This window comes from Bacillus sp. 05T22, assembly GCF_056396765.1.
Window position 1 is genome coordinate 97,666 of the sequence record NZ_JBFTMC010000005.1, and the last position, 10,924, is coordinate 108,589.

Annotated in this window: 14 protein-coding genes; 3 read left to right on the forward strand and 11 right to left on the reverse strand. The window is 34.6% G+C overall.

The annotated features are described in order from the left end of the window. Positions 1-98: 98 nt before the first annotated feature. The 3 genes from AC1DIT_RS03335 to AC1DIT_RS03345 all read right to left on the reverse strand — a co-directional run bounded on the left by AC1DIT_RS03335 (position 99) and on the right by AC1DIT_RS03345 (position 1,601). On the reverse strand, positions 99-497 hold the full coding sequence (locus AC1DIT_RS03335) for an SseB family protein (protein ID WP_016113969.1): 399 nt from the start codon (positions 495-497) through the stop codon (positions 99-101). 112 nt (positions 498-609) lie between these two features. Further along, entirely contained in the window at positions 610-1,179 is a 570-nt protein-coding gene (locus AC1DIT_RS03340) for a cysteine hydrolase family protein (protein ID WP_016113968.1), read from the reverse strand. Further along, positions 1,179-1,601, reverse strand: a complete 423-nt coding sequence (locus AC1DIT_RS03345; RefSeq protein WP_016132632.1) for a carboxymuconolactone decarboxylase family protein — start codon at positions 1,599-1,601, stop codon at positions 1,179-1,181. Before AC1DIT_RS03345 ends, AC1DIT_RS03340 begins: the two co-directional genes overlap by 1 nt. 126 nt (positions 1,602-1,727) lie before the next feature. On the opposite strand from AC1DIT_RS03345, the gene AC1DIT_RS03350 reads away from it, so the two are divergent. Further along, positions 1,728-2,186, forward strand: coding sequence for an Lrp/AsnC family transcriptional regulator (locus AC1DIT_RS03350; protein WP_003196118.1), 459 nt, complete (start codon positions 1,728-1,730; stop codon positions 2,184-2,186). A 96-nt stretch (positions 2,187-2,282) separates the two neighbouring features. Further along, on the forward strand, positions 2,283-2,465 hold the full coding sequence (locus tag AC1DIT_RS03355) for a DUF3913 family protein (RefSeq protein WP_003196117.1): 183 nt from the start codon (positions 2,283-2,285) through the stop codon (positions 2,463-2,465). 59 nt (positions 2,466-2,524) lie between these two features. On the opposite strand, the gene AC1DIT_RS03360 is transcribed toward AC1DIT_RS03355, so the two are convergent. Continuing rightward, the gene (locus AC1DIT_RS03360) at positions 2,525-3,538 is read right to left on the reverse strand and encodes a CPBP family glutamic-type intramembrane protease (protein ID WP_476998058.1); all 1,014 of its coding nucleotides are present in this window, start codon (positions 3,536-3,538) and stop codon (positions 2,525-2,527) included. A 228-nt stretch (positions 3,539-3,766) separates the two neighbouring features. Between AC1DIT_RS03360 and AC1DIT_RS03365 the strand changes: the two genes are divergently transcribed. After that, entirely contained in the window at positions 3,767-5,224 is a 1,458-nt protein-coding gene (locus AC1DIT_RS03365) for an alanine/glycine:cation symporter family protein (RefSeq protein WP_016132630.1), read from the forward strand. 148 nt (positions 5,225-5,372) lie between these two features. Here AC1DIT_RS03365 and AC1DIT_RS03370 read toward each other — a convergent pair whose 3' ends face one another. From AC1DIT_RS03370 to AC1DIT_RS03400, 7 genes are all read right to left on the reverse strand, one after another. Then, positions 5,373-6,149, reverse strand: coding sequence for an ABC transporter permease (locus tag AC1DIT_RS03370; protein WP_476998055.1), 777 nt, complete (start codon positions 6,147-6,149; stop codon positions 5,373-5,375). After that, entirely contained in the window at positions 6,149-7,051 is a 903-nt protein-coding gene (locus AC1DIT_RS03375; protein ID WP_016131270.1) for an ABC transporter ATP-binding protein, read from the reverse strand. Before AC1DIT_RS03375 ends, AC1DIT_RS03370 begins: the two co-directional genes overlap by 1 nt. 14 nt (positions 7,052-7,065) lie before the next feature. Next, on the reverse strand, positions 7,066-7,857 hold the full coding sequence (locus tag AC1DIT_RS03380; protein ID WP_476998056.1) for an ABC transporter permease: 792 nt from the start codon (positions 7,855-7,857) through the stop codon (positions 7,066-7,068). Continuing rightward, on the reverse strand, positions 7,854-8,552 hold the full coding sequence (locus tag AC1DIT_RS03385; RefSeq protein ID WP_016113960.1) for an ABC transporter ATP-binding protein: 699 nt from the start codon (positions 8,550-8,552) through the stop codon (positions 7,854-7,856). Before AC1DIT_RS03385 ends, AC1DIT_RS03380 begins: the two co-directional genes overlap by 4 nt. Further along, positions 8,552-8,929 (reverse strand): GntR family transcriptional regulator, encoded by a 378-nt coding sequence (locus tag AC1DIT_RS03390; RefSeq protein ID WP_016113959.1) that lies wholly within the window; start codon positions 8,927-8,929, stop codon positions 8,552-8,554. The genes AC1DIT_RS03385 and AC1DIT_RS03390 overlap by 1 nt, the downstream gene beginning before the upstream one ends. Before the next feature lie 125 nt (positions 8,930-9,054). After that, on the reverse strand, positions 9,055-10,272 hold the full coding sequence (locus tag AC1DIT_RS03395) for an acyl-CoA dehydrogenase family protein (protein ID WP_016132629.1): 1,218 nt from the start codon (positions 10,270-10,272) through the stop codon (positions 9,055-9,057). 13 nt (positions 10,273-10,285) lie between these two features. Further along, positions 10,286-10,924 (reverse strand): CaiB/BaiF CoA transferase family protein (locus AC1DIT_RS03400; RefSeq protein WP_476998057.1); only part of this gene is annotated, 639 nt, incomplete at its 5' end.

The following is a 10,924-nucleotide window of genomic DNA, read 5'->3' on the forward strand; positions in this document are numbered from 1 at the left end:
ACTTTTTCATTTACACAAAAAAGGAAAAGCATATATCGCTTTTCCTTTCTTTATGTTCCCTTATGCCGAGTTGACTATAAAGGGCTGACAACAATTTTTTACTGATAATAATTAAATATACGTCCAGAAGCTATATCTGCAATTTCTTCCGGAATAAATGTTTTGCTAAGCTCTGTGCCAACATTCAATACCGCTGTTGCTTCTTTATCTAGGTTTTCAAATAATTCTTTTCCACGTATCGTAATAAGGGGCGTTTCTTCCGGCAACACGTCTTTCACAAATTCTAATTGCGTAAAGAACGGTACGATCCATCTGCCTTCTCCTTGGAAATAACGTAACCGAAGTGTTCCTTCTGATGCAGAATCATCCGCCTCGATAGATCCAGCAACATAAAAATGAGTTGTTAATAGCAATTCATAAAATTCCTTTTGTTTTTGTTTATCCTCTTCTGCTAAAACGAGTACTGTTTCTATCTTCTTTACTGGAATTTGCTCCATATGCTGCCACCCCTGTTTTCAAAATGATTGTACTTTGATTATACAAAATATTCTTATTTTTTTCTACATAATTATTCAAATATTTTATTGAAATAGTATCAATCATTCATCGTTACAACTGAACAAATCTTACCTTCTCCAATATTCCCGATGTTGTAACGATGGTAGCGAATTCCTCATGAAGATTTACGAGGGTCATATTATGAATTTCTTCTGCACAGTATTGTACACCGTCTGGTCCCTTTCGATTAAATGTAGCCGTTGCATCACTTACTAAATACGTTGAAAACCCTAGATTTCCAGCCATCCGTGTCGTTGTTTCTACACAGTGGTTCGTCGTTAATCCAACGATAATAACTGAGTTACAGTTCTTCTCTTTTAGTAGCTTTTCTAAATCAGTTCCAATAAATGCACTGTTAACACACTTTTGAATGACTATTTCTCCCTGTAATGGTTGCACTTCTTCTTTGAATTTAACTGTTTCTGTATTTGGGTGAAACATTGACTCTACGTTTTCTTTATTCACATGTTGAATATGAATAATAGTTAATGCTCTTTTTCTCCACTCTTCTAATAAACTTTTCATATTCTCTTCTGCAAAAGGATTATTTCGCTCGCCCCAATAAGGTAGATTAAACGCTTTTTGTACATCAATAATAACAAGTGCTGCCTGTTTCAACATTATTCCTTCTCCTCTCCTGGCTGTAATTGAAATAAAAATCCAAGCTGTTGTGAAGCAGTAATAAAGCAAATATATACACAGAGCTCTACAATCTCTGCCTCACTCCAATACTGTTTCAACACATCAAACATCTTATCATCTATCGCTGAACGATTATGTACAAATACATGTGCAAAGGTTACAGCAGTACTAATCTCTTCTACCTTTTGCACATCATCTGGCTTTCCTTTTGCCATGCAATACAAACACTCATTTCCAAAAGCAAGTGTTCTACGTACTTGTTCTTTTAATTCTGCAGAAAGTGCCCCTTTTTCATATAATGTGTTTTCTAATACACTCCAAGCATGTAGTATATCTGGACAATGCCCTAATAATTTTTGAAACTTTGTTTCTCCTACATCTGATAATGAAATTCTCTCCATCATTTCTCCTCCTATTCCTTTCTGTTTTATTGTAAAATAAAGTATAGCCTTTTCACATTTCATATGAATCTTTATTTATATATTTTCTTTACAAAAATGATTAGTTTACTGGAGGTATATTTACATATGCAATTAGATCGTGTAGATCGTAAAATTTTAAATGAATTATATAATGATAGTCGCCTCTCTATGCGAGAATTATCAAAACGCGTAAACTTATCCGCGCCTTCTACTGCAGAACGTGTTCGTAAGTTAGAAAATGAAGGAGTCATTCAAAAATATACAATTGATATTGATTATAAAAAAGCTGGGCTCGTCTTAGATTGTATTTTAGAAATCACCTTAAAAAATGGTGATACAACGCGCATGCAACAATTTATTCAATCGTATCCATCGGCAAGCTTTTGCTATCGCGTAACTGGAAGTCTTTGTTATATCGTTAAAATTTCTGTTCCTTCATTAGTTGAACTTGAAGAGTTTATTAATGATGTTTCTTCATATGCAACAACTGTTTCTCATATCGTATTATCGGAAGTATCCCTTACTCCTGATATCGAACATATTTTTCCAGAAGAACAAAATTAATTTTTATTCAAAATATAATAAAAAACCCCTTACAAAAAGAATAAAAATGTTTTATTATGTATTAAAATACATAAAATTCGAGAAAGGGGCATTACATTGAAAATTTGGTTTTACGAAAAAACGATACAAGAAGATGATTTACTTGGCATTTGGGATAATGTTCCCACCATCCCTCGAATTGGGGAAAAGGTGGAAATTTTAAAAATGGTTCGTACAGTCACAGATATTAAATATGTAAAAAACGGAAACAACTTCCACGTTGAAATTGTTATCCATTAAAATAGCAGCTCTCCTCATTTATATTGGAGAGCTGCTATTTTTCGTTTCCTATACTCTTATCAATGTTCTGCTTTTGTTATAATAATTTTTTCATTCTCTACTACAACCTTTACATAATCATTCTGTTCTAATCTCAACTGATTCACAGCCTCATCTGGCAACTCTACAGCCATAAGTTGATCCGTTAAAATGACTTGACTATACATTTTATTTTGTTGTAATGGTACAACTGCCTTATCTTCATTGATAAAACGAAGAGGTGGTACCCCCACTTCTTTTACAGTTCGCCAATTTTTACGAATAAAAGGTGCCAACCATAATAAACTGATCAGAATTACAACGAGTCCAATCCATAAATTACTTTGTCCTTGTAATTCAGCAATCGAAATGACATCATCTGTTCCTTCACCACTCGTTAATTGGATGGTAGTTGCTATACAATTATTCAACGCATGAACAGCAATATTCGTCCATATATTTTTCGTTTTTATGTAAAGAAGACACATGACAACACCAAATACAAAAGCACCGACTACATCAAAATGTCCTAAACCAAAAATAAGAGAGGACACAATTACAGCACGTTTTATCCCCCACTTAAACGTCATACGCTGTAAAAAGAAACCTCGAAAGATAACTTCCTCCATAATAGGTGCAAAAACACATGCTGAAATAAAGCTAAAGATTTTTGTATATGTGCTACTCATATCAATTACACTATCATCACTTAATACACCCATTAAGAAATCTGGAACAAGATGTGCTAATATGTACAATTGAATAAAAGATACACCGAATGCAAAAATCATTCCCATTGCGGTTGCAACTATGATTATCTTCCAGTTTAACCGTGATGGTTTATCAAAGAAGCTAGTAAATATAACATTATTTTTTCGTGTTTTTAAATATAACCATAGTAGTGGAAATACAAAAAACACCGAAATTTGCACTGCAACATCCATGACATTTTCTGAAGCGCCTGCAAAGGATAGCGGTAGCACCATTACTACTATACCCAAAATCATCCATGCAAAAAAATTTCGAAGTCGTATACGTGAAAATGCGTACTGAATAAAAAACACCCCCAAGATGATATATTTATATTTTAATATGAATATCATTAAAATTCTTCCTATTTTTCTCAGTTCGCTTTTAAATACTATACCTATTAAAATATATAATAAGAAATCTATTTTGTAATTTCCTCTTTGCAAGACTTTCTGTTATAATGTTAAACGTCGCTTTTTATACCTATTTTTCCAAAACACATTATCATGATAAGAATAAGGAGGATTACGTACATGGATTTTTTTGAAAATGTCATTACTCCGATTCATAAGTTTATTACAACAACAAACGAATATTTATGGGGTTATATTTTAATTACATTGTTAATCACTGTAGGTTGTTATTTTACAATAAGAGCTGGATTTGTTCAGTTCCGTCACATTCGTGAAATGATCCGTTTGCTAGGCGATGGCGCAAGCCCTTCTACACGTAAAGCACAAAAAGAAAAGCATGGTGTTTCTTCATTCCAAGCGTTTTGCATGAGTACAGCATCACGTGTTGGAACAGGTAACTTAGCTGGTGTAGCAATTGCTATTTCTACGGGTGGACCAGGTGCTGTCTTTTGGATGTGGCTTATCGCTATGATTGGCGGCGCATCTGCTTTCGTTGAAAGTACACTTGCACAAATTTATAAAATTCAAGACGGTAAAACATTCCGTGGTGGACCAGCATACTACATGGAAAAAGGTTTAAACAAACGCTGGATGGGTATGATTTTCTCCGTTTTAATCACAGTTAGTTTCGGTTTAGTCTTTAACGCTGTACAAGCAAATACCGTAACATCTGCATTCGATGGTGCTTTTCATATCGATCCAAAAATAGTTGGAGTTTCATTAGCTGCCCTATTATCTGTTATTATTTTTGGTGGCGTAAAGCGAATCGCACGTGTTGTAGAAATGATTGTACCAGTTATGGCAATCATTTATGTTGCAGTTGCACTATTTGTTGTCGTGACAAATATTACATTGATTCCAGAAATGATAAAAGAAATTTTAGCACACGCATTTGGCATAAAAGAAATCGCGGGCGGTAGCTTTGGTGCAGCTGTTTTACTTGGTGTCAAACGTGGTTTATTCTCCAATGAAGCTGGTATGGGTAGTGCACCAAACGCAGCTGCGACTGCTAACGTAACACACCCTGTTAAACAAGGTTTTATTCAAACACTTGGTGTCTTTACAGATACATTATTAATATGCAGTTGTACTGCTTTTATTATCCTTTTATCGGACGTTCATACTGGAACAGATTTAAATGGTATTCAGTTAACACAAGAAGCGTTAAAAGCGCATATTGGTCCTTGGGCTCCAATCTTTGTCGCTGTAGCAATCTTCTTGTTTGCTTTCAGTTCTCTAATCGGAAATTACTATTATGGTGAGACAAATATCGAGTTCTTAAAAGGAAGCAAAACAACACTTATGATTTACCGCATCGCTGTAATTGGTATGGTATTCCTGGGTTCTGTTGCAACCATTCAAGTTGTATGGGATTTAGCTGACCTATTCATGGGCGTTATGGCAATTTTCAACTTAGTTACAATTATTTTCTTAAGCAAATATGCATTTGCAGCATTGAAAGACTATATGAAGCAAAAAGAGGCTGGACAAGACCCAGTCTTCTACGCTGACAGCATTCCTGGTTTAGAAAATACAGAATGCTGGGATCGTGAAAAAACAGAAGAAAAAGTTGGTTAAGGAAAATCCCCGCTTGCCGGGGATCTTTTTTATTTCATATATACATGTAAAGTCATATTACTAAAAATACAAATCGATTTGATTTAATAACACCTTTCTTTTTATACTCATTTAGTTCTTCATATATATTATTGTTTATATAAATATTTTATAATACATCACGCTTTTGGAATAATGCACTCGATGCAACAAGTAACACTACAAAATACACAATTACAAGTAATAGCGATGTTGTGAAATTAAATTCTGTAAATGGTGGTTCAACACCGCCACTAATTAATTTGTTGCTGTCGTACATACTTAAGTTCAAATGGAAAAACACAACAAATTTAGCAATACCTTTTGCAAACATCATAAGAGCTATATTAATTGCCCCTTGCAAGAAGAATAAGAACAATGTAATGATTAATGGTAATACTGATTTTCTAAAAACATTTGCCAAGAAAAAGGCAAGTGTTGYAAAGAAGAACGGTGCAAGAAGTTGATATAAGATTGACTTAAGCAATATGCTTAACGTTAAATCTGTTTTCCCTCCGTCCATTGCAATTGCACCGATAATCATTGCAATTAACATACCTGCAAAGACAACAAATAACATTGTTAGTAATACAGAAATGTATTTAGAAAATAAAATCATAATTCTTTTTCTCGGACGAATTAATAATTGCTTAATCGTTCCTTTTTGAAACTCCTCTGTAATCGTACGAGAAGCAATCGTAATACCGAAAATTGTTGCAAATAAAATAACTAAACTAATATCTGACTTCGTAAAATCTAAATATGTTCCATTAAAATCTTTAGCTTCACCCCATTTCAATATTGCGAGGACACCTAAAACTTCCAATGCAGCAATTACGCCTATCAATATATACATACCTTTTTTCGCATGTAGCTTTAGTAATTCATTTTGAATTAATTTAAACATTACGCTTTCACTCCCCCAGTAATCGCTAAGAACTCATCCTCTAACGTTTTATTTTGCACTGTCACACCATATACAAGTACATCAGCATGCACAAGTTGTTTTACAATTTGCGGAATCTTTTCTTTCGCTACAGATGTCTCAACTACGCTTCCTTGTGCCTTACCTTTAATAATTTCATTCGCTTTCTGAATTTGATCTACCTCAAATGCCACTACAACCGTTTCACCATGCTTTGCTTGCTCATGTAAGTTATACTCTTGCACAAACTGACCTTGCTTAATAATAACTACACGATCACACATAAGTTCAATTTCGCTTAATAAATGACTTGATACGATAACCGCAATGTTTTCTTCTTTCGCTAATCGTTGTAAATAATCACGAATTTGGCGAATACCCGCTGGATCTAATCCGTTTGTCGGTTCATCTAATATTAAAATTTTCGGATTATGTAAAAGTGCTTGCGCAATACCAAGACGTTGTTTCATTCCAAGTGAATATGTTTTCACTTTTTTATGAATGGCATGCTCTAATTCAACAAGCTTTACAATTTCAACGATACGCTCTTTACTAATTGGTGTAATTGCCATATTTGCAAAATGCCTTAAATTTTGCATTCCTGTCATATAGTCATAGAGTTCAGGATTCTCGACAATCGCTCCAATTTGTTCTAACGCCTTCTCACGTTCTGTACGAATGCTATGACCACAAATTGTGATATCGCCTTTTGTCATTGAAATCAGACCAGTCATCATCCGAATTGTCGTCGTTTTCCCGCTTCCATTCGGTCCAAGAAATCCATATACCTCCCCTTCACGAACTTCAAATGAAAGACCACGAATAATTTCATTTTTTCCTATTTTTTTATGGACGTTTTCTAATTTCACTACTACGTTTCCCAATGATTGTTCCTCCTTTAGACTTCTAGTTTTTTATCGATGATGCGACCTGTTATTAATACCAATAGAAAGATTAACAATAAACTAAAACTTAAATAAGAAATATTTGAACCATCATTAAAATAAAAAGATGTTTCGAAAAAACCATTTTTATCTATAAATCCAACATTCTTTACAGAAAATACATATCTATCTATTTTTGCTAACATATTAGTTATAAAAAACTGGATTCCACCGAAAACGACAAAGAAAAATATAAATAGCACCTTATTTAATGAGGATTTCACATTAAATAGTTTTATAACTACGATTATGAAATACACAGAAATTAATGTACTTATTAAATCTACAAGCCATAAAAAGATAGAGAACAGATGGTGTAATAAACCATAATTGTACAAACTATTAATGCCCTGTTGAACCTCTCCACTTGCCTTGTTCTCATATATATTTAAAGAAAGAAGATGTAAAAAAACAATGCCYATTAAAGACAACAGAGTAAACATTATTATAAAAAACAATAAATTCGCATATATATATTTCTTTGATGGAATTGCAGCATACCGAATCATAGATCCTCTCACTATTTTTCTGAAAGAAGAGATCGCCAGTAAGAAGATAGAAAATGCAGTCATACAAAATAATAATATAAATATAATTAATATTATATCTTGTCTATTTGAAACCCTTACCCCCGAAGATCCCTTCATATTAAATAATAGAATTAATGAAGTGGTAATAAATCCGAAATAAATTACCCATACCTTCTTTTTATTACAATTATATAAATATCTAAGGAGTTGACTCATTTCCCAAACACCTCCTTAAACAATTCAGTCACCGCTTTCCCTCTTTGAAAACGCAGTTCTTCTACATTTTCATGCAGTACAATCTCTCCATCCTTCAAAAAGGTGACTTCATCAAATATATTTTCAATCTCTCCAATTAAATGAGTCGAAATTAAAATCGTACTGTCTTCACGATAAAACTGTAAAATGAGTTCTAGCACATGTTCACGTGAAACGGGATCAATTCCGCCAAGCGGTTCATCTAATATGTAGAGTTTTGCTTTTCTTGAAAATGTTAAAATCAACTGTAATTTTTCAATCATTCCCTTTGACAATACTTTAATTTTTTCTTCTAATGGTATTTTAAATTCAGTGATTGCATCTACTGCCTTTTGGATCTCAAAGTCTTGATAAAAATCACGATAGAAAAATATAGCATCTTTTACAGTCATCCACTCATCAAATACAGGTCGATCCGGCATAAATGAAACAATCTTTTTTGTTTCTAAACCCACCTTCTTACCTGCAATTGTGACATTTCCTTCCGAAGGGTGCTGCAAACCTGCAATCATTTTCAATAATGTTGTTTTTCCACTACCGTTATCTCCAACAAGGCCAATAATCTTTCCTTCTGTAATCTCTAGGTTTAGCTCACGAATCACTGCCTTTAAACCATATCGCTTCCATAAGTTCTCTATTTTTAATAGCCCTGTCATCAGCTCTCCTCCCTTTTCTCTTCCAATGAGGAACGGAGGATTGAGAGAATTTCCTCTTCTGTAAAACCTAAATTGTCCATTCCGTTTATAAAAGAATGAAGCAACTCTTTTGCCATATCTTTGCGCAGCTCCATAATTTTCTCTCCCTCGCTTGTTACATATCTTCCCATCCCTCTACGTGTTACAACAATACCATCTCGCTCTAGCTCTTGAAATGTACGCTGGATCGTATTTGGATTTACTTGTAACTCGCTTGCTAATTCACGTACAGAGGGAATTTTGTCGCCAGGTGATAGATGACCTGTTACAATTTCTTTTTTTATGTATTCCATCACCTGAATATAAATCGGTGTGTTAGGAGAAAATTCTATTTTCATTTCTTCCCTCCTTTTGTCTTAGTGTACTAGTTAAATAGTACACTAAGACAAAAGGGATGTAAATACTTGTAAATTAAAAATATAAAAAAAAGGTAGTGCAACCTTCGTTGCACTACCTTCCTATTTTATTTCGTTACCATTTCTGCCTCACTTTCTTCAAAAGGCCACTTCGGTAACATATTACGGAGTTCCTTATCAGAACGATAGCCAAGTGCATATTCTGCCTGCATAATGGTATGAATCTCACGTGTTCCTTCGTAAATAACTGGAGCTTTTGCATTTCGCAAATATCGTTCTACTGGAAATTCATTTGAATATCCATATGCCCCGTGCACCTGCACTGCATCATTTGCCGCTTCAAATGCAGCGTCACAAGCGATCCATTTCGCTAAAGACGTTTCACGTGTATTACGTTTCCCTTCATTTTTTAGCCATCCTGCTTTATAAACCAATAAACGTGATATTTCAAGATTCGCAGACATTTTCGCAATCATTTGCTGTACAAGCTGATGTTTTCCAATTTCTTTACCAAATGTCTTTCTCTCTTCACAATACTTTACACTCGCTTCTAAGCTTGCTTGAATGAGTCCGCATGCGCCTGCTGCTACTGTGAAACGTCCATTATCTAATGAAGCCATTGCAATTTTAAACCCTTCACCTTCTTCTCCAAGAAGGTTTTCCACTGGTACTTTTACATCATCTAAAAATACTTCACCTGTATTTCCAGCTCGAATACCAAGCTTTCCTTTTATCGCTTTTGTCGATACTCCTGGAAATGTTCGTTCTACGATAAAACAAGAAATACCTCGGTGCTTTAATTCTGGATTTGTTTTCGCAAATATTAAGAAGTGATCTGCAACATCACATAACGAAATCCATGTTTTAGATCCATTTAATACATAGTGATCACCTTGTTTCACTGCTGTTGTTTGCATAGCAACAACATCTGACCCTGCATTTGGTTCTGTTAAACCGAAAGCCCCAATTTTTTCACCTTTCGCTTGTGAAACAAGGTACTTTTGTTTTTGTTCTTCTGTTCCCCATTGCAGAAGTGTCATACTATTTAACCCTGTATGTACAGATACAGCTGTACGGAAAGCTGTGTCACCGCGTTCCAATTCCTCGCAAATGATAGCCAGCGTATTATAATCCATACCCACGCCGCCATATTGCTCTGGAATACAAACGCCCATAAATTGCAATTCTGCTAAACGCTTCAAGATTTTTTCTTCAAAATGCCCTTTTTCATCCCATTCTTTAATGTATGGGATAATTTCATTATCTACGAATGATCTCACTACTTTTCTAACACTTTGTTGTTCTTCTGATAAAGAAAAATTCATTTGTACTGCCTCCTTATATCCATTGGTTTTTTTTCATTTCCCTAATACTTTCCTGAGAATACCCCAAATTTTTCAAAATCTGTTCTGTATGTTCTCCATGGAGTGGCGGATGTTTCTGCATTCGCACCGGTGTCTTTGCAAGTTTTAATGGTGAACCTACAAGTTTAAGATTCTCAATTGTTGGATGCTCCATATGAACTGTCATCTCTCGCGCCCCTGCTTGCTCTGTTTCTAGCGCTTCTTTCACATTGAGAATTGGTCCATTTGGAATACCTGCTTCATCCAACAATTGTTTCCATTCCTCTTTCTTTTTCTTCTTCATTTCTTTTGCAATTATGTCTATGAGCTCTTCCTTATACAAAAGGCGATTTGCATTTGTTGTATAACGATCTAAACGAGATAAATCTTGTCTACCAAGCAATACACAAAACCTATGGAACTGTTCATCGTTTCCGACCGCAACAACAAGGTCTCCATCCTTCGCCTTAAACACTTGATACGGAACAATATTCGGATGCTGATTCCCAAGTCTCTCTGGCAATTCTCCTGTACACAAATAATTACTCGCTACATTTACTAATGCTGCTAATTGGGAATCAAATAAAGAAATATCAATTTCTTGCCCTTCTCCCGTTCTATTCCGGTGCTGCAG

What these genes read in the sequence shown, in the direction of transcription:
- AC1DIT_RS03345 (WP_016132632.1), bottom strand. Translation starts at nt 1,601, where the DNA reads ATGGAGAGAATTTCATTATCAGATGTAGGAGAAACAAAGTTTCAAAAA.
- AC1DIT_RS03390 (WP_016113959.1), bottom strand. Translation starts at nt 8,929, where the DNA reads ATGAAAATAGAATTTTCTCCTAACACACCGATTTATATTCAGGTGATG.
- AC1DIT_RS03350 (WP_003196118.1), top strand. Translation starts at nt 1,728, where the DNA reads ATGCAATTAGATCGTGTAGATCGTAAAATTTTAAATGAATTATATAAT.
- AC1DIT_RS03385 (WP_016113960.1), bottom strand. Translation starts at nt 8,552, where the DNA reads ATGACAGGGCTATTAAAAATAGAGAACTTATGGAAGCGATATGGTTTA.
- AC1DIT_RS03335 (WP_016113969.1), bottom strand. Translation starts at nt 497, where the DNA reads ATGGAGCAAATTCCAGTAAAGAAGATAGAAACAGTACTCGTTTTAGCA.
- AC1DIT_RS03365 (WP_016132630.1), top strand. Translation starts at nt 3,767, where the DNA reads ATGGATTTTTTTGAAAATGTCATTACTCCGATTCATAAGTTTATTACA.
- AC1DIT_RS03340 (WP_016113968.1), bottom strand. Translation starts at nt 1,179, where the DNA reads ATGTTGAAACAGGCAGCACTTGTTATTATTGATGTACAAAAAGCGTTT.
- AC1DIT_RS03395 (WP_016132629.1), bottom strand. Translation starts at nt 10,272, where the DNA reads ATGAATTTTTCTTTATCAGAAGAACAACAAAGTGTTAGAAAAGTAGTG.